General features: G+C 50.9%; 19 protein-coding genes. All 19 read right to left on the reverse strand.

Annotation, left to right across the window (positions count from 1 at the left end; translation table 11 throughout):
• Positions 1–95 precede the first annotated feature (95 nt).
• Positions 96–1,169, reverse strand: coding sequence for a dTDP-glucose 4,6-dehydratase (rfbB, locus tag H2O77_RS10940; RefSeq protein ID WP_215823038.1), 1,074 nt, complete (start codon positions 1,167–1,169; stop codon positions 96–98).
• Between the two features lie 456 nt (positions 1,170–1,625).
• The gene (locus tag H2O77_RS10945) at positions 1,626–2,642 is read right to left on the reverse strand and encodes a phytanoyl-CoA dioxygenase family protein (RefSeq protein WP_215823039.1); all 1,017 of its coding nucleotides are present in this window, start codon (positions 2,640–2,642) and stop codon (positions 1,626–1,628) included.
• A gap of 34 nt (positions 2,643–2,676) precedes the next feature.
• Positions 2,677–3,624: a KpsF/GutQ family sugar-phosphate isomerase gene (locus H2O77_RS10950; protein ID WP_215823040.1), complete on the reverse strand. Its 948-nt coding sequence runs from the start codon at positions 3,622–3,624 to the stop codon at positions 2,677–2,679.
• Positions 3,625–3,691: 67 nt separating this feature from the next.
• Positions 3,692–4,981, reverse strand: a complete 1,290-nt coding sequence (kdsB, locus tag H2O77_RS10955) for a 3-deoxy-manno-octulosonate cytidylyltransferase (protein WP_240548579.1) — start codon at positions 4,979–4,981, stop codon at positions 3,692–3,694.
• A gap of 21 nt (positions 4,982–5,002) precedes the next feature.
• Positions 5,003–5,839 carry a 3-deoxy-8-phosphooctulonate synthase gene (gene kdsA, locus H2O77_RS10960; RefSeq protein ID WP_215823041.1) on the reverse strand — a complete coding sequence of 279 codons (837 nt, stop codon included), beginning with the start codon at positions 5,837–5,839 and terminating at the stop codon, positions 5,003–5,005.
• Positions 5,840–5,850: 11 nt separating this feature from the next.
• On the reverse strand, positions 5,851–6,642 hold the full coding sequence (locus tag H2O77_RS10965; RefSeq protein WP_215823042.1) for a hypothetical protein: 792 nt from the start codon (positions 6,640–6,642) through the stop codon (positions 5,851–5,853).
• Positions 6,639–7,874: a hypothetical protein gene (locus tag H2O77_RS10970; protein WP_215823043.1), complete on the reverse strand. Its 1,236-nt coding sequence runs from the start codon at positions 7,872–7,874 to the stop codon at positions 6,639–6,641. Before H2O77_RS10970 ends, H2O77_RS10965 begins: the two co-directional genes overlap by 4 nt.
• Positions 7,875–7,889: 15 nt before the next feature.
• Entirely contained in the window at positions 7,890–9,284 is a 1,395-nt protein-coding gene (locus tag H2O77_RS10975; RefSeq protein WP_215823044.1) for a mannose-1-phosphate guanylyltransferase/mannose-6-phosphate isomerase, read from the reverse strand.
• On the reverse strand, positions 9,281–10,768 hold the full coding sequence (locus H2O77_RS10980; RefSeq protein WP_215823045.1) for a CDP-glycerol glycerophosphotransferase family protein: 1,488 nt from the start codon (positions 10,766–10,768) through the stop codon (positions 9,281–9,283). The genes H2O77_RS10975 and H2O77_RS10980 overlap by 4 nt, the downstream gene beginning before the upstream one ends.
• The gene (locus tag H2O77_RS10985) at positions 10,765–12,336 is read right to left on the reverse strand and encodes a glycosyltransferase family 4 protein (RefSeq protein ID WP_215823046.1); all 1,572 of its coding nucleotides are present in this window, start codon (positions 12,334–12,336) and stop codon (positions 10,765–10,767) included. The genes H2O77_RS10980 and H2O77_RS10985 overlap by 4 nt, the downstream gene beginning before the upstream one ends.
• 40 nt (positions 12,337–12,376) lie before the next feature.
• Entirely contained in the window at positions 12,377–13,504 is a 1,128-nt protein-coding gene (locus H2O77_RS10990; RefSeq protein WP_215823047.1) for an ABC transporter ATP-binding protein, read from the reverse strand.
• Positions 13,505–13,506: 2 nt separating this feature from the next.
• Positions 13,507–14,589, reverse strand: a complete 1,083-nt coding sequence (locus H2O77_RS10995) for a chain-length determining protein (protein ID WP_215823048.1) — start codon at positions 14,587–14,589, stop codon at positions 13,507–13,509.
• 3 nt (positions 14,590–14,592) lie between these two features.
• Positions 14,593–15,423: an ABC transporter permease gene (locus H2O77_RS11000; RefSeq protein ID WP_215823049.1), complete on the reverse strand. Its 831-nt coding sequence runs from the start codon at positions 15,421–15,423 to the stop codon at positions 14,593–14,595.
• A gap of 26 nt (positions 15,424–15,449) precedes the next feature.
• Positions 15,450–17,093 (reverse strand): polysaccharide biosynthesis/export family protein, encoded by a 1,644-nt coding sequence (locus H2O77_RS11005; protein WP_240548580.1) that lies wholly within the window; start codon positions 17,091–17,093, stop codon positions 15,450–15,452.
• Positions 17,094–17,344: 251 nt separating this feature from the next.
• Positions 17,345–17,773: a DVU3141 family protein gene (locus H2O77_RS11010; protein ID WP_215823051.1), complete on the reverse strand. Its 429-nt coding sequence runs from the start codon at positions 17,771–17,773 to the stop codon at positions 17,345–17,347.
• 62 nt (positions 17,774–17,835) lie between these two features.
• Complete coding sequence (gene cysN, locus H2O77_RS11015) at positions 17,836–19,749, reverse strand: sulfate adenylyltransferase subunit CysN (protein WP_215823052.1); 1,914 nt, start codon at positions 19,747–19,749, stop codon at positions 17,836–17,838.
• 171 nt (positions 19,750–19,920) lie between these two features.
• Positions 19,921–20,862, reverse strand: coding sequence for a sulfate adenylyltransferase subunit CysD (gene cysD, locus H2O77_RS11020; protein WP_131432150.1), 942 nt, complete (start codon positions 20,860–20,862; stop codon positions 19,921–19,923).
• Between the two features lie 160 nt (positions 20,863–21,022).
• Positions 21,023–21,871: a 3'(2'),5'-bisphosphate nucleotidase CysQ gene (gene cysQ / locus H2O77_RS11025; RefSeq protein ID WP_240548581.1), complete on the reverse strand. Its 849-nt coding sequence runs from the start codon at positions 21,869–21,871 to the stop codon at positions 21,023–21,025.
• A gap of 90 nt (positions 21,872–21,961) precedes the next feature.
• Positions 21,962–23,722: an SLC13 family permease gene (locus tag H2O77_RS11030; RefSeq protein ID WP_215823053.1), complete on the reverse strand. Its 1,761-nt coding sequence runs from the start codon at positions 23,720–23,722 to the stop codon at positions 21,962–21,964.
• Positions 23,723–24,074: the final 352 nt, after the last annotated feature.

A 24,074-nucleotide genomic window follows, 5' to 3' on the forward strand; every position in this document is an offset into this window, starting at 1 on the left:
TATAGCTCAGAGCTGGGCAAGGCAGGAGCATGATGAGACTCATGCCAAGTCACCTCAGGCAGTTGAGTCACTTCAGCTCCTGCATGGTGCCCGGATCAGATCTCGGCTCCCAGACGCTCTCCCTGATAGCGGCCATCACGAATCCGCTGCCACCACTCAGGATTATCCAGATACCACTGAACCGTCTTGCGCAGGCCCGACTCGAAGGTCTCCCGCGGCCGCCACCCCAGATCACGCGCTATCTTGTCGGCATCAATGGCATAACGCAGATCGTGCCCGGGCCTGTCGGTCACGAAGGTGATCAGATCACGGTAGTGCGCAAGGCCTTGAGGCTTTTGCGGCACCAAGGCTTCCAGCGTCTCACAGATCAGGCGAACCACGTCGATATTGCGCTGCTCGTTATGCCCGCCGATGTTGTAGCTCTCCCCCAACGGCGCCTCACACGCCACCTTGATCAAGGCACGCGCGTGGTCCTCGACATACAACCAATCGCGCACCTGATAGCCATTGCCATACACCGGCAGTGGCTTGCCCGCCAGGGCATTGAGGATGGTCAGGGGAATCAACTTCTCGGGGAAGTGATAGGGGCCATAATTGTTCGAGCAGTTGGTCATCACTGTCGGTAGACCGAAGGTCCGCTGCCAGGCTCTTACCAGATGGTCCGACCCCGCCTTGCTGGCCGAATAGGGCGAACTCGGCGCATAGGGTGTCTGCTCCGTGAAGCCGGGGTCATCCTCTGCAAGATCACCAAACACCTCATCGGTCGAGATATGATGGAAGCGGAATGTCTCAGCCTTGGCAGGGTTAACCAATGCCAATTGCTTCCAGTAACGGCGTGACGCCTCCAGCAACCGGCAGGTGCCCATGACGTTGGTTTCGATGAAGGCCTCCGGCCCATCGATGGAGCGATCGACATGACTCTCGGCGGCAAGGTGCATGACGATATCCGGCTGATGCACACTGAAGATTCGTGTCAGTGCCTCAGCATCACAGATGTCTGCATGCTCGAAGACATACCGTGGATGGCCACTGAAGGACTCCAGCGAATCCAGATTGCCCGCATAGGTCAGCTTGTCCAGGTTGACCACTTCATGGGATGTCGAATCGATCAGCTCGCGCACCACGGCAGAGCCGATGAACCCGGCACCGCCGGTAATCAGGAACTTCATGCTTCACCTCAGCCACGCACTCGGCGCAGAAAGAAAATTGAGAGTGCAGAGAATCAAGGGTCAGAGTCATGGGGCTGCCACACAACGTCCCCAGGCTCGTCCCTTGTTGTCTCTCTGATGATACGCCACCGCCCCATCCGCCCTTGGCCGATTAGCGTGCAGTACCACAGCTGAAATTCCTCGCCCGAACGTCATACCCATATGATGAGAACCAGCTTATATAGAGAGCGAGATGACTCCGTCTCCAGTATGACAGGCATAAAAAAGCCCCGTACGCGTAGCGAACGGGGCTTTTCACTCTCTCGTCCATCATGAGGGAGGCTTGGCTTGCCAAGGTGGCTAAAGGATGAGCCTCAGGGCTTGATGACACGCAAAATCTGACGTCAGCAATAAAGCTCACTGACTCCTGGCGCTGTCACAACGCCCTGTCACAAGGCTCTGTCACATGAGCCCGGGTCAAAGATCCCCATTGTCAGCAGGCACAAACCAGGAAGCCTTCTCACCTCGCACGGCGGCCTTGCGATCATCACGCTGCCGCTCCGCTTCCAGCACACGATATTGGAGACGATTGATCCACTCGAAGCCAAGTCCCGGCAAGGGGGAAAAAGGAGTCGTGCGACTCATCCCCCACAGTGCAAATCGTGTACTGCCCTGCTCTGCTTCACCACGGCCATGCATGCCATAGGTATTGGCGATCAACAGTGTGTTGGCCTTGACGGCAAAGTGCTTGACCTCACCTAGACCAAATCGCTCGAGATCTCCTTCATCCACACGGAAAGACCCACGCTGTGTGTATCGATTGGGATGGTCGCGTGCAATCAGGCTCATGTGCCTTTCCCACGACAGACGCGCTGATGACATGCGCGTGGAGCCCGGGACAAACATGAAAGGCCCCTGGGCAGGCGTCACATCCTGCAGATACAGCCAGAACTTCATGGTGGGCTGGAAGGTATCCACATGCAGGGACTTCTGGGGATCGCGCTCATGGCTTTCCAGCACGCCATTGTGAATACGCTCCAGATGCATGATGGGCTGTCGCGCATGGCCACTGCAGTAACGCATCAGGCGCCGGAACCGCTTGTCACGCATCAAGGCCTGCATTTCCGGCAAGACTGCGGCATTTTCCGGCGCCATCACACGACGACGGGTCAAGGTATCTGCCTGGCGGCACTGACGAATCTCGCCACGTGCCCCCTCAGCCTCTCTGACCAATCGCTGATACTGCTCCGCAGGCAGAAAATCCTCCAGCATCAGGTAGCCATCATGCTGAAAGGCCTTGCGCTGCTCTCGCGGCACCCCATAGGCAAACCAGGCCTGACGTACACGCATCATCCAATGCGCGGCGCGCAAGCGCACAAGATGAAGCCCGCGACGGTTCAGCCCGGGGTTCCCCAGCACAGGGTTGGCCACGAAGGACTTGGCACCCGTGAATACCCCTAGTGTATCCATGCATCTAGCAGCAACAGACCGCATGTCTGACTCCTTCACCACATTGTCGGCAAGAAACTCAACCGATCTTCCGAGCATCCTGGAGCTTGAGAACTCCGGTCAAAGCACCATTGTCATCTACCACCAACAGAGAGGTGACATTGGCTTTCAGCATGGTGTTCTCGGCAGCCGAGAACATTTCGTTTTCATTGATTGTCATGGGGGTCCGGGTCATGATATCGCCCCCTGTCACGCCATCCAGCCCTTGATTATCGAAGAGTGAGCGACGCAAGTCACCGTCCGTGATCAAGCCATGAATAATGCCATTGTCAGCAATGACGGTCAGCCCCAACCCGCCTTGCGTGATCGTCATGATCACTTCGCGCAAGGAATCTGTCGGGGTATTACAGGGGACTGGGGAGTGCATGACATCACGGACACGCGTCAGCAAACGACGACCAAGGCTGCCGCCGGGATGGAACACCGCGAAATCCTGAGGCATGAAATGACGGCGCTCGATCAAGGCAACGGCAAGCGCGTCCCCCATGGCCAATGTCACAGTGGTCGAGGTAGTAGGCGCCAGATTGTTGGGGCACGCCTCACGATCAACACCGACATCCAGTACCAGATCACTGTTCTTGCCAAGGGTCGAACCGGGGTTGCCTACCAAGGCAATGATTTTGACCCCGAAGTGTTTCAGTGACGGAATCAGGCGAATGACCTCTTCAGTTTCTCCACTGTAGGAAATTAAAATGGCCACATCCCCTTTGGTAAACATCCCCAGGTCGCCATGATAGGCCTCTGCTGGATGTACCGCGAAACTGGGCGTACCGGTCGAAGCCAAGGTGGCTGCAATCTTGTTGCCAATGATGCCTGACTTGCCCATCCCGGAGACGATCACTCGACCTGAAGTCGTCATGATCATGCGTACCGACTCTTCAAACTCTTTTCCCAAACGCTCAGAAGTCGCTTGCAGTGCCTCCGCCTGAGTCACGAATACTTTCTTTCCAATCTCGACGCTTGGCATTTCCTTACCCTCTGTCCATGATGCCTGGCTGCCCAGCAGTGATGTGCTGAGCAGCTTCCTTCATTGTTTATTGTGCAACTTTGGCAACATTGCCGAGGAAACCCGAAGCAGTGCTATAAACCGCTTCCCTCCCCTGTGCCAATAGGATTCGGTCGGCCAGCTCTCTGACAGCGCCCTTGCCCCCTGGCAGTGACAACACTTCATCGGCTTGTGCCTTGATATAGTCCGGTGCATCCGCGACAGCGTAGGCTCTTCCACACGCCTCGAAAGCTGGGAGGTCTATGACATCATCGCCAATGAATACTGTCTGCTCCGCAGTCGCACCCGCTGCCGCCATCAATTCCTGGCATGCAGCGTGTTTATCCTTCACGCCAAGCTTGGCATGAGAGATCCCGAGATCGGCAATGCGTTTGCGCAGCGTGGCAGAATCGCGCCCCGAAAGGACCGCCACCTGAATGCCTGACTCCTCCAGCAAGCGGATTCCCAGGCCATCCCGGACATGGAACTGCTTCAAGGATTCACCCGAGGCATCGTAATAAATACCACCATCAGTCAAGACACCATCAACATCCGTAATCAGTAGCCGAGTCTGAGCCAATGGATCAGGCTTGCTCTGCGGCGTGCGGCCTTCTATCAGGGCACGTACCTTCTCCAGACACTCGGGGGTATCAACGCCAGGCCCGGTTTCCTCTACCTCAATGACATGGATCTTGATACCGGCATGCATGAGGCGAAGCTGTTCCAGCGATTCAGCACGTTCTGCCATGGACTGGGGTAGCCGTGAATATCCTTCCAAGACCTCGCGTCGATAGGCGTAGACACCGACATGCTTACGATAGCTGGCTTCTTCAACCTCGCGAGGGTAAGGAATCGGAGAGCGACTGAAGTACAAAGCATCATCGAATTGATCGCACAGAACCTTGACCGTGTTCGGATTCTTGGCTTCCTCCGATGAGATAGCATGACAAAGTGTCCCCACTTTTGCCTGGCTATTCTGCATGGACGCCACCAGCAGCTCGAGGTCCCCCGGCCGTACCAATGGCTCATCGCCTTGCACGTTGAGGTAGATATCGGCGGGAACCTTCTGCATAACCTCAACCAGACGGTCCGTGCCAGAGGCATGCTCTGGTGAGGTCATGACTGCCTGCCCCCCAAAAGCCTCTACAGCGTCGAATACCCGCTCGTCGTCCGTGGCAACCCATACAGCATCAATGCCAGATACCTGAGTCGCACGCTCCACCACATGCTGCACCATCGGCTTGCCAGCAATGTCTGCCAGGGGCTTCCCTGGCAGACGGCTGGAGCCGTAACGGGCAGGAATGATGATGACCGTTTTCTGGTTCATCTCAATCGTCACGACGCTATTCCCTTTGCAGACTTATTCAATGACCAGCTCTGGAAGCGACTTCACTGCATCATCGATAGCCTTGACCTGTTGCAGAAAAGGTTCGAGTTGATGCAGCGGCAAAGCGCTGGGCCCATCGCACTTGGCATTGTCGGGGTCCGGGTGCGCTTCCAGGAACAAGCCCGCCAGGCCAGTGGCCATGCCGGCTCTCGCCAATGTCACCACCTGCTGACGACGACCACCAGAAGCGGCGCCGGTCGCTTCACGCTGCTGCAACGCATGGGTGACATCGAAGATGATTGGAAGATTCCCGGTCACGCGCTTCATGACATCGATGCCGAGCATGTCGACCACCAGATTGTCATAGCCAAAGCTGGTACCACGATCACAGAGAATGAGGTCGCTATTGCCCGCTTCCTTGAACTTCTCGACGATGTTTACCACCTGGCCAGGGCTCAGGAACTGTGGCTTCTTGATGTTGATCGTCTTGCCTGTTTTCGCCATGGCTACCACCAGGTCCGTCTGGCGAGCCAGAAATGCCGGTAGCTGCAGGATATCGGCAACTTCCGCCACAGGCTCACACTGCCATGTCTCATGGACATCCGTAATGACCTTGACGCCGAACTCAGCCTTTACATCCTGAAAGATTCGCATGCCCTCTTCGAGGCCCGGGCCACGATACGAATGAATCGAGGACCGATTGGCCTTGTCGAAACTGGCCTTGAAGACATAGGGGATACCAAGCCGATTGGTAACCTCAACGTAATGCTCACAAGCCCGCATCGCAAGATCACGAGACTCAAGAACATTGATCCCTCCAAATAGATGGAAGTTACTATTATTCGACAAACTGTTTGATTTTAGCATCATAAACCTATTAGTTATTGGTCAACAGATGAGAATTTAATATGTGTTTCGGTAGAGAAATTATTTTGCAAGAAAACTCGTAACTTATCTTTATCTTTTTGATTGGTCAAAACTTTATTAGCTACTCTTGCGATCTCAATAGCCTGATGAGAGTAAGAAGTATTTATTCTTTTGGTTACCTTTATTCCATCTTCTAAAGATATGCCAGCCTTATCATAAAAATGCTGTAAAAATGTATCTTGCCCTAACTTTATTGTAGAGAAATCTTTAAATGAATATTCTAAGCCAACTTCTTTCATTACCGCAGTTAATTTATCTAAACTAAAAGAGTTAGTGTCACACTGTTTAATAAACTCTAAGTAACCCCAAGAGCGTCCTTTATGTATAGTTTGCACATAATAAGACTCTAACCAAGATTCTTTATCTCTTATATAGAACAACAACTCAAGTTTAGCGCCCACAGCTGAGGCAAGTTTTTTAAAGTATATTGCGATTTTATCGGTATTGTAAAAAATATCCTTTTTCTTAAAAATATTATTAGGCACGAAAAACAAATCTTCAAAAGATACAATAATATTTTTGTCTTTAGCGATAGTATTACTTAAAGCATCATAATCTATAGAATCGAGCTCGATTCTATCAAACATAATATCTCTAGCGGTTTGGAAAAACTGCTCACTTTCCAAATTATGATATGTATATGCTTGCCAACCTATATCTAATAATTTCTTTCGATTAAGGTACAGAGACTCTTGGATTAAGCTAGAGCCAGCTTTAGGAAAGCCACTGTGAATAAAGAACTTCACTGGTTTCTCCTTGAAAAATCTTCTCGTGAAATATTAAAATCTTCCGCCACAATGACAGGTATCTCTTTGGGATCATAATACCTGACATTTATACCATTATAGCCTTTGCGTCCTAATCTAATAGAATCAGCGATAATAGCCAAAGAATACTGGTCTATCCACCACTGACGATTTCCATTGGGATTTAAATCCGGCAAAAAAGTATATAAAAAATGCCTTACCATACCACCAACGAATATATCAAACTTTTCTTTATCCAATGCAGAAACAATAATAAATTTTGCATCAACGCCGCGCCAAGGGATTTTGGGTGCTTTAGTTTTTTTCATATAGACATCATAATCATTTGAGGCAACAAAATCATTATATGTTGTCTTCAAATCGATATCCACATCAGAAAATACAAACTTGTCATATTTGTTACGTATATGGTATGCGAGAATAAATCTAGTTTCAGTAAAATATGTCTTAATATTTTTATATTGAAGGTTGTCGTAAGAAAAAAATATATTTTCTCTATTAGATAATTTTTTGATAATCTTGTGTACACTATCTGTCGGATTAGAAATATGTACACATAAATCAATACTACCGTCAGTAGTTTCATCAAAAGATTTCAAAAAATCTAAAAAAAACTTTTCAAAATAATTAGAGTCACATCCAACAACATGAGCTATAGTATTTTTTGTTTTATAGTCGCTCAAGCTATAACCGAATGCATCTAAAGGTACCTCTGGGAATTTATTATACAAACCATCAAGTTCAGCGAAGCTAATAGCGGAGTTAATCCCTCGCATAGAAGATTCTAAATAATCCCATCTCTCATTTACGAATGGGCTCAAGTTAAATCTTGCTTTAGAAAAAGATGAATATGCCTCCTCATATCTGTTGCTATTGTAATAATGAAGCCCTAAGAAATAATCCTGCATATAATAAGGCAGCAGCTCAACATTATAGAGAAATTGATGAGGATTTTTGTCAATATGTATATTATAAGAGGCTAGGCAGCGTATATAGGAAATAATTTCCATTATATACGGACCACATCTAGCATTTAGCTTATTGGCTTCCTCTATTACAGCTTGCCATTTTTTCTGATGGTACAATAACGCAACATTATAAATGTCAGGAAAGCTATTGTTTAGAAAATCATCTTCGCCTTTAGCACATACATTTTTTATACCTTTGACTACGTCGATAGATGTGTTGTCAAGCCGAGTATATAATGACATAAAAATCTCTTTAAATTAGCGTCCGTAGGTATCAGAAAAACGTACTATATCATCCTCACCCAAGTATGAGCCTGATTGCACTTCTATCATCTCTAGCTCAATAGCTCCTGGATTTTCTAGCCTGTGCGTAGTACCTAAAGGAATATAAGTAGACTCATTTTCTGAGACTAGAAAAACGCTATCCCCATTAGTAACCTTTGCTGTGCCTTTTACTACAATCCAGTGCTCAGCTCTATGATGGTGCATTTGTAGAGATAATTGACCACCAGGTTTTACTGTTATTCTTTTGACCTGGTAGCGAGAGCCATTATCGATTGAATCATACTTACCCCAAGGACGGTTAACCTCTCGGTGTACTATATGTTCTGTACGGCCTAAGGAGGAAAGCTTGTTCGCCACACAGCCAATTTTAGAGACCTGGTCAAGAGTCGAGACCAAAACTGCATCTGTTGTCTCTATAACAACAAGATCTGACACACCTAGTGTTACAACCAGCTTATCTTCTGCATTGACCAGACAATTGGTCGTATCAAAGTCAATGACATCACCGGAGAAGCTATTGGAATTTTCGTCTTTTACTTTTACATTATGTAGCGACCCCCAGGTACCAACATCAGACCACTGGATATCAAAGGGATACACAAATACATTCTTGGATTTTTCAAGTACTGCTATATCAATAGGGATGTCCGGGAATGACAAGAAGATTTCAGAATCAAAGCGGATAAAATCTGCATCTTTCTGTGCTGTTTCCACAAGCGCTTCAGAAATGCTATAGACCGAAGAAGCATGCTCATGGAGCTCATTAAGGATAGTTTCAGGTGTAAACATGAACATGCCTGAATTCCACAAATAACCGTCATCGGAGTCTATATATTCTAAAGCAAGTTCTTTTGAAGGCTTCTCCTTGAAAGATGATACCCTTGACAATTCACTCTTTATTTGTGGCTGAATGTAACCATACTCAGAAGAGGGATATTCTGGAGTGATACCAAACAAGACGATAGAATTTTTGATTGCATCATCAACAATGACTTCTTCAACTTTATCACAAAAAGCGGAAGAGTCGCCAATATAATGATCTGCCGACAAAACAAGCATTGGCTCATTGCTTGTTTTATTTGCAAGATGACTGACAACAGCAATTGCAGGTGCAGTATTCCTACCAGTAGGTTCAAGTAAGATACTGGCATGAACATCCAATTCTCTTAATTGCTCTGCAACGAGAAAGCGATGCTCTTCGTTGCAAATGACATACATATTCTCATATGCCAGTTTTTCAACGCGCAGAACTGTTTCCTGAAACATGGAGCGTTCAGAGATAAGGTTCAGGAACTGTTTTGGATAATTCTTACGTGATTTCGGCCAAAGGCGTTTCCCTGACCCACCAGCCATGATACAGATGTTCATCTATTTACCTCCAGAAGATATTCATCGAGTATGAGATCATGTTTTATTTCTAGAGAGGAGTGTCTTTCGTCTCTAATAATCAGATCAAAAGAGTCAAGGTCAATATTATCACGATCAGCATTTAATAGTTTGAATTTAATCTTACCTGTATAGTTGTATCTTTCCTCAAACAGTTTTCTATAAAGATCCGGTGTGATTTCTTCTTTATTTTTTCGATATGTCAAATCTAAAGTCGTATCATAATTTAGGTAACACCCCACCGTCAGTCCTTCTTTATTAGTCAACTTCTTGGTTAAGCTTGAATACGGAACAGGTGCTTTGGAAATATCTGGTTCAAGGTTCAATACTGAGGACACACTTTTAGGGAAATTCTCAACATTACTTGTATTGTATAGATACAAATGATTGAAGAACGATATCTTACTATCCGGTTTAGGAGTCATGATCTCGCCCGATAGTACAGACTCTAATTTAGTTCTATAGCCTGGTAGATCTGACATGACAGTCAGCTCTTCATGTGAGAACAGAGAATGACCAAACGAAATTACAGGTTTATCAATATAGATAGCCTCCATTCCTACAGTCGAGTTGACATTGACGACTGCGGAGGCGTGATAACACCAGTCTTTGATAGCACCCGTGTTTCGATACAATACTAACGGGTGTTGAGGTAAATTGATATTAGGGTCAACTTCCTCGGGGTGTGTTCTAACGATAATCTTATATTGTTTATCCAAACTACGGTTTATTCGCTCTACCGCTCTGATTGTAGCAATAACCAGTGCTCTGGTTTTCTTTATATAGGGAGAGTAAAGGATATTGTTGGTATCAGTCTGAACCTGTAGTGGGACAAAGATAAAATCGTCTTTGCATAATGCGTCTTTAGAAGGGATCGCATCATCAGAAATCAATTTATCCATCACATAAAACTCAGGTATTAAATTATCTTCTAACTCAGTAAAATGTCGAGCTATCGAGGCAGCAGCATTAGCTCCAGTTGAATCAACAAAAAGAGAGTTTTTATAAAATGAGCGCTCAAGGAACCAGGTTTTATAATCTTGGGACCTTGACGTTATGACTCTTAGAATATTTGCGACATTACCAGTAAAACCATTCCATATAAATACATATTCAGGCGAAATCTGAGATAGTATATTTGATAACGCAGTATAATCTCTATCGATTTTAAACTTCTCATGCTTTATTTTATGCGGCTTATTGAATCTGGAATATGCCCTCTGCCTTTCGATAAACATTACTTCTTCATAATCATAAGGGAAAGAAATAGGCTTACTATTAACTTCCTTACGAAATCTATCTAGATATACAACTTGTAAATTATATCGTGTGAAGAGTTTAGCTGCATTTTCGGAATACAATAAAATAATCGGCTCAATATCACTAGCCTTAAGGTGTAACGCTAGTGGTAGTATTCTATTTTGATTTTCAAAATGATCACCCGATTGAATTAGCGCACACTTCATGAGACTAACACCTTTTTCAATTCATTGTAGGCTGTTGCCTCACCGAACTCCTCCAGTGCTCTTTTTTGACGAACCTCCAATAATTGATTGAATTCACGCCCAGGCATGATCTCAATTTTCTGCACTATATCGAGAAATTCTTTTTGCGTATCAGCAATAGTGGCGATATTGGTCTCGCCAAGGCACTGACTCCCCAACTGATTGGTAATCAACAACTTACCTGCCAGTACAGCTTCAACGGATTTGAAGTTCAGCCCACCTTGTACAAGTACTGGATTCAGAGAAATATCTATTTTATCGTAAAAATCTGAAATACTATCCACAAAGCCCATTTTCACAATACTTTCATCGAAAAAGACTTTGCTTGCGATAAGAGGATTCCTGCAAATACTACCAGCAATATAAAATTTACTATTGGGTGAATAAGAATTCATCACTGGCCACCATTCATCCAATATATAAGCTAAAGCTTTAACGTTAGCATCCATGCCTCCGCCAATAAAACCATAATGCAGACAAGGCTTGTGACCGATTTTACGAGGCTTTTTCAAAGCATAGTTGAAAGCACTTGTTACATTTATCACTTTCTTGGCAAGTTCTTTATGCTTACGTAATTCTTTAGAGTCAGACTTTGAAATAGCACCAATATAATCATATCTAGCCAGTACTTTCTTCTCTAACCACTTATCATATTTCTGGAGCGACATGAATCGCTTTTCATGCTTATTGGCTGACAGATTACGAACGAACTGAACGTCATGTGTATCACATATTAAAGTTGTTTCTTTCAACTTCTCGTCAGGGATGTAATCCAAACACTTGGTCATCCAAGCGTAGCTTACTATTATGTTCTTGTATTCATTCTCGTCGTGTAGCCTGGCAAGCGTGATCTTGAGAGATTCTGTTGCCTTGTTCGAATAACGATCGGCAAAGAGCTCAGGTACTTTATTATCTTTTATCGTTAACTTACGATACTTTCGCTCGATTTCACGCCTTAACCATAATGCATCTGGCAACTTACGTTTATTATTCTTGAAGATATAGACGTTGGGAGCAATTGCGCTCAGAAGACGACGTGCACGACTTAAAGCATTACTGTTGCTACCTGTTATTATTACATCAGCATAATAACCAGAGTAGTTCAAAGCTGCTAACAGTAAAAAAGATCTTTGGTGAGAGCCCATGGACAAAGGTAACATTGAGCCTGGAAAAACCAATATTGTATTAGCTTCATACCCCTTGAAAGGAGAGTAGCGCCCAATAGCACCATCGTACAATCCACTTATAGCGTCAGCTCCATGAGAAAGAAACTCGACTATCCATGTTATCGGAAGGATCTCTGTTCTTTCAAATCCCAATAAGATTACACGCTTGAGCGTTTTTCCGGTCAAGAAGCTTTTCAATCCTTCATCATCGGTCAGCTCAATAATATTATGAACAGACTCACGCTCTTCGCAAGACGAGGTTAAAACACTGAATTCTTCACCAGGAAAAGAGTCATATACTTTTTTTGCCGCCTGTTCGAATATTATCTTATCAGAAATTTTTGAGTATATGATGCTTTCCATCGTACAGAATTCCTTTAATACAAATTGTGAGAAATATGATTCAATCTTCCAAACTTTCTATATTAGCTTTAGCTTTCAACTTGTTCTTCTGCATCAACTCTAACGCACTCTCTATAACATCAAGCTGTTCGGATTCAAGCTCATATTTTTGTGAGTGGCCTTTAAGGTACTGTAGCGACTTGATTGACTTGTTGGACTGATTCAAATTCTTTTTTTCTTCTTCTAGCCTTATCCGGTCATCTTCGCTTATTAACTCTTGAAGGACTCTCATCTCTTTTTTAGTTTTATTGTGCAATCCGTTAAGTTTTTTTATTTTTTCAGCAGCCCAGTTGTTTTGCTTGGCTTTATTGACAGTTATTCCTAGCCCTGCAACAATTGGCTGCAAGTTTTTAATCGCTTTCCTTACTTCTTCCAATCGTTCGGTCGTCAATTCACCGTCACTAGGTTCAAGTTCAACCTCACCATCATCACTATCTTTACTAGCTGTCGAGGCTGCTACCTTTTTGGCCTTATCACCATCTTCATGATAAGCAATAATTGCATCATTGATATCATCAAACCAATAAGCAGAACCATTCTTTAGATAAATACCGGCCTGGCAAAGTTCACGTAGTATACCTTCCCCGTGAGATACGATAATCAAGGAAGACTTACCCACTTTGCTCTTGAAAAGTGCCTGTGCCTTTGCCTTGAATGCACGATCTCCGACAGCAGTGGCTTCATCAGAGATGAACACATCAAAATCGAAGGCTAATGAAAGCCCAAAGGACAACCGTGACTTCATGCCTGAAGAATACGTCTTGACCGGATCATCAAATGCTCTGCCAATTTCAGCAAAATCTTCTACAAAAGAGACAATCCGTTCAACATCCTTCCGGCGGCCTTGTGCTCGGGCTACAAACTTCACATTTTGTCGGCCGGTCAGACTACCTTGCATCCCCCCAGACAAACCGACTGGCCATGACACACGGCTATGGCGAACGACTTCCCCTCTATCAGGCGTGTCCATACCAGCGATTAGCCTCAATAAGGTAGACTTCCCTGCCCCATTGCCGCCAATCAATCCGACACTTACACCAGTGGGTATTGTGATATTAATATCACGTAACACCCATTCATTACTATGGTGATTATGATATCTCTTATAGAGACTCTTTATCTCTATCATGATTAATCCCGATGCTCTTTGATAATCAGAATCAGCATGCTAGCAATAAATGCCAAGAAGATAGTAATCAACGCGAATACCGTAATATTATAAATTCTTTTCGGCTCGGTAGAGTATTCTGGCATTAATGGACTTTGCAGAATACTGACTTGTTTCAATTTACGTGCAGCCTCGAGCCTAGTGCTTTCCAATGCGGCAATGGCACCAGAATAGGTCTCTTGCGCAAATTTTGCTTTCAATTCCAAAGATTGATACTGAGATGACACTTTATTTAAAGAATCACCTGTTGCCTGAGCTAGTCTATCTCTTTGCTTCAGTATCTGCTCACGCATCGCTTCAATTTCAGAAGTCACTCTTTTCATGTCAGAAGAGCGTTCACTTTGATAGCTTGCCAATGCTTTACGCTGTGCTTGTAGCGTCGCGAGCTGTCCTTCAAGAGTTGCAACAACTTGATTGATGCTCTCCACGGTGCTTGTCGGAGATATCAAGCCTTCCTTGTTCTGGAATTTTAGAAGATCATCCCGAGTGTGATCCAACCTTGCTTCTAGCCGACCCAATTGCTTTTCTAGAAACGTAACTTGCTCATCGGCTAAACGACGGCCCATATCATTCATATGAGCTTCGCCTTCATCGAGTAGTAACTGGGTCATCTGGTGTGCAAACTCAGGCGTATATGCCTGAACCTCCACATTGAGAACTCCTGCATAGTCATCCATTTCAACACTGACACGTTTCAAGTAATAATCATGCAGCTCCTCAATAGGGGCATTTGCATCTCCCAGAGTTGAGAAATAGTCTCCGTGCTCACTATAATGCTGACGGAACCCTAGTTTCTCATCAACCACCTTGAGCATATCAGTAGAAAGCAGGTACTCCCTTAACAAAAGAAGGTCTTTATCTGAGCCTCCCCCTGTCAATATTGAAGAGAAATTGACTTCTGTAGAAGTTACCTGAGGACTTTCCAGCACAACCGTTGCTCTGGATACGTAGCGATCTGTTGCCCAGAAGCTCCAATAAAGCGTTACGAGTAAAATAGCAAGTATTGCTATTGCCCAATGAGGCTGACGTTGGATGAAGGCTTTCATTGATTACTGTGCCTTGAGTTTATGGGAAAAACGGATATGCAACATAAGACCTAAGGCGTTTGAACCCAATATAAACGCCCACAAATACAACTCACTTGTCCCTTTGACAACATGATAGTTTTCAAAGAAGCCCAGCCTTAACATCTCTAAACCATGAGGGATCGGGTTGATCATCGCATACTCAAGAAGCCAATGAGGCAAATGATTCAAGGGAAACATCACGCCAGAGATGATGAGCAAAGGCAAGCTGACCAGTTTTACTATTTTCTCTATTTCCTCAACCAGTGTTGCCAGCGCTGATAACGTCAATCCCAGCCCTAAACCGAGAGCCCAGAGTGAAAACCAACTAAAAAATGATTTCACTACATTATCTGGATAGAGTTCTAAGCCCAACAACACGCCGATACAAATAAAAATCATCAATACAAAGGTTCGTAGCATTCCATCAAGGAAAATTCGAACAATAACAGGGTCTGTAGTCTGCACTTGCCGATACGTAAACAACGCTTGATTTGCCTTGACCGCTCCCATGCCGCGTATCATCCCATCACGCAGTAAATAAAACCCCATCAGGCCAGTTACCATCCATGGAATAAAGGGGGCATTCATGATGAGTCCATCCCCTTTTATAAAGGAACGTATACCCACCATAAGAGCTACCATGGCAAAGGGCTCAAGAACCATCCAGAACCAGCCCATACGGTCTGTCATCGTACGTCCAATCGCTTCGCGAATGAACATGGCGTACCAGACACTGCGCGTTACGGCCCAGGCGGAGCGGGCCTTGGGCCCGCCCTTGTTGTCACCTGCAGAGTGATCTGCTGGGGAACTCATGTCACCGTTCATGTCACTGGCCATGATCAGAGGTCTATCGCGACTTTGGTGGCGACGGCGACCTGATAGAGGATCTGCGTGATGCTGGTGGCCAGCTGCAGGTTCTTGGTCGGCGGTTCCGGCAGTACCAGAATCTGATCACCCGAGCGCAGCTCGACTTCCTCGGCACGACGCACGGCACCGTTCTGGCGCACGACCAGAATCTGGTCTTCATCCGCGTGCTGCGTGAAGCCACCGGCGCTATTGATATAGTCCATCACCGTCATGCCCTGGGTGTAGACCATGGCCTGAGGCACCACGACTTCGCCGCTGATCAGCAGGGAATCGCTGATTTCCGGAATGGTGATGACATCGCCATCCTGCAGGCGCACATCCGCGATGTTGCCGTCTTCACGTGCCACGACCAGTCGTCCGGTCGGCTCTTCCTTTTTGGCCTGCTCGACGAACTTCTCGATCATCTCGGCTTCCTGGACACGAAGCTCGGATTCTTCAGTGGTCGAGGAAGACGCGCCGAGATAGGTGGCCTGAAGACGCTTGAGACTGTCCTGCAGTGCCTGCGCCTGCTGCTCCTTGACGCTTTCACGGCGGATGGAAACGCTCTGGTAATCGGTCAGCCCTTTCGGCACCCCGACGGCATTGAGCAGTTCGCCCAAGTGGGCATCGCGCGGCAGTGCATAACGCGACGGGCCATAGAAGCTACCTTCCAGCTGTACGACGATGGTCTCATCACGCTGGTCGGCACTGAACAGCACTTCATCCCCTGCACGCACATCAGCGCCGCGGAATTCCGTCACCGGCAGATAGCGCGAGATGGGGCCGTCGGGACGGGATCCCCGCAGCAGTACGTGAGAGACACCCGACTTGAGACGCGCCAGGTTCAGGACGTCTTCGCCACTCAGGCGCGAGTCGGTGAGCTCATAGCGATAGTCACGCTCGACATCCCCGACCACGCTGATCGCCGGGCCACGCTCCTCGACGACGACGGTATCGCCATCGCGGAACTGCGGACGAGCGATCTCGCCGTTGATCAGGAAGTCATACAGATCGACCGTATTGATGACGCGGCCATTGCGCTTGATCTTGATCTTGCGGTAGCTGCCCAGTGCCTGGTCGATGCCGCCGGCCTGATCGAGGAAATACAGCATGGAATCATTCGGGGTACCGGCGTAGCGGCCCGGATTCTTGACATACCCGGTGACGAAGATACCCACCGGCTGCACGCCCTGCAGGTTGGTGTAGACGCTGACGTTCTCGGGATACACCTCTTGAATGGCGCTGCGTACCTTGCCATCCAGCTGGGCATTGGTGGTGCCCTGCACCTTCACCGGACCGATGCCCGGCAGGAAGATGTTGCCCTGCGCATCGACAGGCAGCACGGACTCCATCTCGACCCCACCCCAGACACGCAGGGTGATCTGGTCACCCGGTTTGATGGTGTAGCTGCTGTTGAGGCCATCGGCCATCATGCCGCGGAAACCACCGGTAAAGAGGTTTTCGCCGAACGGCGGTAGGGAATCAGGGTCGGTCTGCGCACGGGAGGTCAGCGGCCCGTAGGTTCCGCTGCGCCAATCGGCACGCGCCTTGTCTTCTACACTATCCGTCTTTTGCGGGATGCTGGAGGCCTGGTCATTGCTGGACAGGATGGAACCGCTGTCCAGGCCGGCTGCCATGGCAGGGCTGGCGTTCAGGCACGCTACCGCCACCAGGCACCCGGCCCGGAGCAAGAATCTGGAAATTGTCATCGGGCTAGGCCCCTCGTAGTGCAAAGAAAATCGTGCAAAAAATAGAGCAGTGTCGGTCAGGAATGACAGCGTCGGCCAGGCCAGCCTGCTTCCTGCAATCGTCGTTTCACGCCAAGCTAGGTGCGGGCCTTTCAGCGAAAAGGTACCGAGAAGTTGCTGAGAAGTTATCGAGAAGCTCCTCAGCGGGCCTCTTCCAGCAGGCCGGTCACCAACCGCTGGGTCACCCAGGTGCCTTCACCGGCCTTGCCGTCATTGCTGGTCCGGCACGCCAGCTCCTTGCTGGGCAGGTCTCGCTGATTGGAGACCGTCAGCTCACGACAGATACGCCCGCTGGCAGCGAAGTAGCGCTCATGGGCGACCACTTCGACGTTGCTGCCCCAAGGGCTGGTCGGCACCGCAATCACGCTGCCGGGGGCCGCGCTGTCGAGAAATGACGAGACATCCGCCGGCAGCGACGCAGCGCCGGTCAGGTTGGCCAGGTTGGTACTGCCGGCACCGGTGGATTCCGGGTAGGAGGTAGCGCAACCGGTGATGGCCAGTGCCAGGCCTGCCACTGCCACGAGACGCACGACATGCGGCAAGCGCTGTTTGAATCGGGATAAAGTCATGTAAGAGTCCTGAAACGGCAAACGCCCCCGCCTTGCGGCGAGGGCTGATCGGCGTGAATGCATCAGCCGATGACGTTGTAGTGCTTGAGCTGATTGACCAGCTTGAGTGCGGTCTGCTCGAGGCTCAGTTCACCCGTGTTGATCTCGATTTCCGGGTTCTCCGGCGCTTCATACGGCGAGCTGATGCCGGTGAAGTCACTGATCTCACCGGCACGCGCCTTGCGGTACAGGCCCTTGGGATCGCGCTCTTCGCAGACGCTGATCGGCGTGTTGACGAAGACTTCAATGAACTCGTCAGTGCCGACCATGTCGCGCACGGTCTGGCGATCGGCCTGGAACGGCGAGATGAAGCTGACCAGGGTGATCATGCCGGCATCGACCATCAGCTTGGCGACTTCGCCGACACGACGGATGTTCTCGGCGCGGTCGTCTTCGCTGAAGCCCAGATCACCACACAGGCCGTGGCGCACGTTGTCGCCGTCCAGCAGGTAGGTGTTGTAGCCCATGGCGAACAGCTGACGCTCCAGCGCATTGGCGGCGGTGGACTTGCCGGCACCGGACAGACCGGTGAACCAGATGATGCACGGCTTCTGCTTGTTGCGATCGGCGCGGCGCTGCTTGGTGACCGCCATGTCGTGCCACACGATGTTGCTGGCACTCAGGGTCTCCTTGACCATGCCTGCACCGATGGTGATGTTGGACAGACGATCAATGAACACGAAGCTGCCGGTATGCGGTGAACGCTGGTAGCTGTCCATGGCCAGCGGCTGGGTCAGTTCGACCTGCACGCGGGCGATGCCGTTGAGCGGGATGTTCTCCGCTTCGTTGCGCGCCATGGTGTTGACGTCGGTCTGGTGGATGATGCGACCGACGCGACCGATGACACTGGAAGTGCCGAGCTTGAGCTCGTATTCCTTGCCGACGATCAGCGGGTCCTCGTGCATCCACACCACGTCCGCGGTGAAGGCGGTGCACGGCTCCAGATCGGAATCTTCGGCGACGATCATGTCACCACGCGAGATATCGATCTCGTCGGTCAGGGTCAGCGTGACGGCCTGACCCGGCCAGGCGATGTCGAGATCGCCATCGAAGGTGACGATACGCTCAACGGTGGAGGTGCTGCCGGACGGCAGAACCTTGATCTGCTGACCCGGCGAGACGGTACCGGCGGCCAGGGTGCCGCAGTAGCCACGGAAGTTGAGGTTCGGGCGGTTGACGTACTGCACCGGGAAGCGCAGGTCGGTCAGGTTGCTGTCCTCGGTGACATCGACGGTCTCGAGGATGTCCATCAGCGGACGCGCCTCGTAGGTGGCGGCATCGTCGTACCACGGGGTGTGCTCGCTGATGGAAACGACGTTGTCGCCTTCCAGCGCGGACAACGGCACGAAGCGGATATCCGGGACTTCCAGGTCCTTGGCGAACGCCTTGTAGTCCGCGACGATCTCATCGAAGCGTTCCTGGGAGTAGTCGACGATATCCATCTTGTTGACCGCGACCACCAGGTGCTGAATGCCCAGCAGCGAGCAGATGTAGCTGTGGCGACGGGTCTGGGTCTGCACGCCATAACGCGCATCGATCAGGATGATCGCCAGGCTCGCGGTGGACGCCCCGGTCGCCATGTTGCGGGTGTACTGCTCGTGCCCCGGGGTATCGGCGATGATGAACTTGCGCTTGTCGGTGGAGAAGTAGCGGTAGGCGACATCGATGGTGATGCCCTGCTCACGCTCGGACTGCAGGCCATCGACCAGCAGCGCCAGATCGACCTTGCCGGTGGTACCGCTCTTCTTGGAATCGCGGGTGATGGCGGCCAGCTGATCTTCATAGATCATCTTGGAGTCGTGAAGCAGGCGACCGATCAGGGTCGACTTGCCGTCATCCACGCTGCCGCAGGTGATGAAACGCAGCAGGTCTTTCTGCTCGTGTTCCTTGAGATAGGCTTCGATATTTTCCGCGATCATCGTCGACTGGTGTGACACTGTCATTCTCCCTGAACGAGGCCTGTCCGGCGCGAGCGTCTTGTGGCGTACGAGGCGCGACGCTTCCAGCGCTGAGGACATCCCTCGTCCTGTCAATTTCGTTGAGTCTTGCTTGCCTTGAAGCATGCCATCGCCGTTGCTGGCGACGGAGCCGGATACCTGGCGCGTGGCCTAGAAATAACCTTCGCGCTTCTTCTTCTCCATCGAGCCTGCCTGGTCGTGATCGATCGCACGCCCGGAGCGCTCGCTGGTACGCGTCAGCAGCATTTCCTGGATGATTTCCGGCAGGGTCGCGGCGGTGGATTCCACGGCGCCGGTCAGCGGGTAGCAGCCCAGGGTACGGAAGCGCACGGACTTCATTTCCGGCACTTCGCCTTCTTCCAGCGGCAGACGGTCGTCGTCGACCATGATGTCGAGACCGTCACGCTTCACCACCGGACGCACGGCGGAGTAGTACAGCGGCACGATCTTGATGGATTCGAGGTAGATGTACTGCCAGATGTCCAGCTCGGTCCAGTTGGAGAGCGGGAAGACGCGGATGGACTCACCCTTGTTGATCTTGGAGTTGTAGATGTTCCACAGCTCCGGACGCTGATTCTTGGGGTCCCAGCGGTGGTACTGATCGCGGAAGGAGTAGACGCGCTCCTTGGCCCGCGAGGCTTCCTCGTCACGACGTGCGCCACCGAAGGCGGCATCGAAGCCGTGCTTGTCGAGTGCCTGCTTGAGACCGGCGGTCTTCATGATGTCGGTGTACTTGGCGCTGCCGTGATCGAACGGGTTGATGCCCGCCGCGACGCCTTCCTGGTTGATGTGCTCAATCAATTCCATGCCGACTTCCGCGGCCATCTCGTCGCGGAACTTGATCATTTCCTGGAACTTCCAGGTGGTGTTGACGTGCATCAGCGGGAACGGCGGGACGCCCGGCGCAAAGGCCTTGCGCGCCAAGTGCAGCATGACGGCGGAATCCTTGCCGATGGAATACAGCATGACCGGATTGGCAAATTCCGCTGCCACTTCACGGATGATGTGAATGGATTCGGCCTCAAGCTGCTTGAGGTGGGTCTGACGTTCCGGTGTGATGCCGAGCTTGTCGGCCGTAGATGATGCAGTCATTACAGGTTCCTTGAGATCACTCTGCTAGTTGTCCTTATCCTCTCCGCACACGCTGACACACGAAACTCGCTGCGAAGAGAACATAGTATCTTTGACACGAGACTGACATCTTCGGGCGTCAGTCCGGTGATGCTTGCCTACCCTCTGTCTAGCGCCTGGTTCATGCCCAGGGTGCGGCCGGCTTGGCACAGACGATGAAATAGGGGTTGAGCACGCTGTCATGCTGGTTGTAGCGCAGCGCCTGACGGGTCTCGGCATTCAGCACCTGGCCACCCGCGGCTTCGACCACCGCATGCGCGGCACCGGTATCCCATTCACAGGTCGGGCCGAGGCGCGGGTAGAGATCTGCCGCCCCTTCCGCCACCAGGCACAGCTTCAGTGAGCTGCCCATGGCGACGATATCGCAGGCAGCGAAGTCGGCGACGAACGCCTTGAATTCTTCGGTCTGGTGAGAGCGACTCCCGACGATGCGCCAGCTGTCGGTGGTGCTCGGCACGTCACTGACGGCGATGGCCTGACGCTCACCCTCGCCAACCTGCTTCTCGGCGATGGCGGCCTGGCCTTTCGCCTGCTGGGCACCGACGTAGAGCGTCTCGATGGCCGGCGCGTAGACGACGCCCATGGTCGGCACGCCCTGCTCGATCAGCGCGATGTTGACGGTGAATTCGCCATTGCGCTTGATGAATTCCTTGGTGCCATCCAGGGGATCGACCAGCCAGTAACGCGTCCAGTCACTGCGCACGTCCCAGCTGATGTCCGCGTCTTCCTCGGACAGGATCGGTGTGGCGCCGAACTCGGCGTCCATGGCCTTCAGACCATCGACGATGACGGCGTGCGCTGCGCGGTCTGCCGTGGTCAGCGGGGAATCATCCGACTTCATGTCGACCGTGAAGTCACCGCTCTCGTAGATCTCCATGATGGCAGCGCCCGCCTTGCGAGCAATGGCCTCCAACGCATTCAACATGGCGCGTGTCGTGCTGTCGGTCGTGCTCACTGTCGTATCCGTCATGTGCCTTCCTGTCAGTGTGAATTCGCCAGCCAGGCTGACGATGAAAATGATAACGCTCGCCAGCGACTACCAGACGAAGCAGAACATGGTTCAGCCCGTGAATGGCCAGATCAGCGGAATCAGAGCGACCGAGGTGACGCCGACGATGAGGCTCATCGGCAAACCGACCTTCATGTAATCGGACACCTTGTAGCCCCCCGGGCCCATCACCATCAGGTTGGTCTGATAGCCCAGCGGGGTAAGGAAACTGGCCGAGGCCGCGAACATGATGGCAATCGCATAGGGCATCAATGAGACCCCCAGCTGCTCGCTGACTGCCATGGCGATCGGAAACATCAACACGGCGGCGGCGTTGTTGGTGATGATCTCGGTAAATAGCGTCGTGGTGAGATAGACGAGTGCCAGCATCAGCAGCGGCGACCCCCCGCCCAGCTGCATGAGCTGGTCCGCCACCATCTGGGCCGCACCACTGTCGGTCATCGCCTGTCCCAGCCCCAAGGCAGCGGCAATGACGACCAGCACGCTGCCATCGATGCTGGCACGCGCCTGCGAGGCCGGGAGGCAACCGGTGAAGACCATCAGAATGGCGGCCGCCACGGCCGCCTCGACCAGCTCGGCCATGCCCGCCAGGTGCGTGATGATCATCAGGCTCATGATGGCGAGTGCGATGGGCGCCTTGGTGAGGTTGGGCATGCCATTGCCATCCAGCGTACTGACCAGCAGGAATTCGCGGTTATAACGATGCAGGCGCGTGAAATCGGCAGCGGCTTCCAGCAACAGGGTGTCACCGGGACGCAGCACGATGTCACCGACCTTGCTGTTGATGCGCTCACCATCACGTGACACGGCGAGAATCACGGATTGATAGCGAGTACGAAAGCGAGCTTCACGCACGTTCATGCCGACGACGGGGGAGCTTGGAGCGATGACGGCCTCGACCATGCGGCGCTGGTGATGATCCAGGTCCAGGCCTGCGGCATCGCTCTCCAGCCCGCGGAAAACACGCACTTCATGCGCTGTATCCGCGACACCGACGAAGATGAGGCGATCACCGGACTGGAGAATGGTGTCAGGGCCGACCATGGACAGCAGCTTGCCGGAACGTTCGATCTCGGCCAGATAGCCGAATTGAAGACTGCGCAGGCCCGCCTCTTCGATGCTCTTGTCGTGCAGCGGCCCCTTGTCGGCGACTCGCATGGCCACGGAATACTCGCGACCATTGCCGAGCTGTTCGACCAGCCCCTTGCGCTGGGGCAGGAAACGCCAGCCGATCAGCACCATCCACAGGGTGCCGATGATCAGCACAGGCACGCCCAGCGCAGAGATATCAAAGATGCCGAGCCCGGGCAGATTGGCCTGGGACTGCAGCAGGCCGTCGACGACCAGATTGGTACTGGTGCCGATCAGGGTGCAGGTGCCGCCAAGAATGGCGGCATAGCTCATGGGCATCAGCAGACGCGAAGGCGAGATTTTCATGCGCGCGCACCAGCCCTGAACCAGGCCAATGAAGAGTGCGACGACGGGGGTGTTGTTCAGAAAGGCGCTGAGCAGCGAGGTGATCGGCATCAGGCGTGCCAATGCTGAAGAGGGAGAGCTGGGGCGTCCGAGCAGACGCTCGAGCATCCAGCGCAGCGCCCCGGTTTCCTGTACGCCGGCGGCGACCACGAAAAGCGCGCCGATGGTCATGATGCCCGGATTGGCGAATCCGGCCAGGAAGGTCGCCGGAGAAATGACGCCCAGCAGGATCAACGACACGGCAGCGGCCATCATCAGCCACTCCGCCGGCCAACGATTCCAGACAAGCCCTGCCAACACTCCTACCGTCACCACCAGGGTGACAAAAGCATCCATGTGCTGCGCGATTTCCATCTACTAGCGTTCCCTTGGCGTCCTGCCACTTCTTCTGGTCAAGCCCTGCGCTTCACGTTCACATGAAGCTCAAGCATTAATGAAAATGCATCGCAGAGCGTGGCACTTTAGCAGTAAAGCAATTACTGCTGAAGCGTGCAGTGAAAAAGCTGACAAACAAAATAAAGCACAGGTTAATCATTTGCCTGCTACCAATATCGCAAGCAAAGACTTGATTGAATTCGTTCGTCACTTTGCGTACTTTCCCTATTTGCGGACTCTGAGTCAACGGTCTCACACGACAGTCTCACCAGGCGTGCTGAGCATCACGAGTAAGCAGTCACTTTTCTTATCT

The sequence above is a fragment of the Cobetia sp. 4B genome, from assembly GCF_018831605.1.
GTDB classification, from domain to species: Bacteria; Pseudomonadota; Gammaproteobacteria; order Pseudomonadales; family Halomonadaceae; genus Cobetia; species Cobetia amphilecti.

Bases quoted from the DNA above. Each gene is read 5' to 3' on its own strand.
- H2O77_RS11030 (WP_215823053.1), bottom strand. From the start codon at position 23,722: ATGGATGCTTTTGTCACCCTGGTGGTGACGGTAGGAGTGTTGGCAGGG.
- H2O77_RS10950 (WP_215823040.1), bottom strand. From the start codon at position 3,624: ATGCCAAGCGTCGAGATTGGAAAGAAAGTATTCGTGACTCAGGCGGAG.
- H2O77_RS10975 (WP_215823044.1), bottom strand. From the start codon at position 9,284: ATGAACATCTGTATCATGGCTGGTGGGTCAGGGAAACGCCTTTGGCCG.
- H2O77_RS10970 (WP_215823043.1), bottom strand. From the start codon at position 7,874: ATGTCATTATATACTCGGCTTGACAACACATCTATCGACGTAGTCAAA.
- H2O77_RS10985 (WP_215823046.1), bottom strand. From the start codon at position 12,336: ATGGAAAGCATCATATACTCAAAAATTTCTGATAAGATAATATTCGAA.
- cysQ (WP_240548581.1), bottom strand. From the start codon at position 21,871: ATGACGGATACGACAGTGAGCACGACCGACAGCACGACACGCGCCATG.
- cysD (WP_131432150.1), bottom strand. From the start codon at position 20,862: ATGACTGCATCATCTACGGCCGACAAGCTCGGCATCACACCGGAACGT.
- H2O77_RS10945 (WP_215823039.1), bottom strand. From the start codon at position 2,642: ATGCGGTCTGTTGCTGCTAGATGCATGGATACACTAGGGGTATTCACG.
- H2O77_RS11005 (WP_240548580.1), bottom strand. From the start codon at position 17,093: ATGGCAGCCGGCCTGGACAGCGGTTCCATCCTGTCCAGCAATGACCAG.
- H2O77_RS11000 (WP_215823049.1), bottom strand. From the start codon at position 15,423: ATGAGTTCCCCAGCAGATCACTCTGCAGGTGACAACAAGGGCGGGCCC.
- H2O77_RS10980 (WP_215823045.1), bottom strand. From the start codon at position 10,768: ATGAAGTGTGCGCTAATTCAATCGGGTGATCATTTTGAAAATCAAAAT.
- H2O77_RS10995 (WP_215823048.1), bottom strand. From the start codon at position 14,589: ATGAAAGCCTTCATCCAACGTCAGCCTCATTGGGCAATAGCAATACTT.
- H2O77_RS11010 (WP_215823051.1), bottom strand. From the start codon at position 17,773: ATGACTTTATCCCGATTCAAACAGCGCTTGCCGCATGTCGTGCGTCTC.
- H2O77_RS10990 (WP_215823047.1), bottom strand. From the start codon at position 13,504: ATGATAGAGATAAAGAGTCTCTATAAGAGATATCATAATCACCATAGT.
- rfbB (WP_215823038.1), bottom strand. From the start codon at position 1,169: ATGAAGTTCCTGATTACCGGCGGTGCCGGGTTCATCGGCTCTGCCGTG.
- kdsA (WP_215823041.1), bottom strand. From the start codon at position 5,839: ATGATGCTAAAATCAAACAGTTTGTCGAATAATAGTAACTTCCATCTA.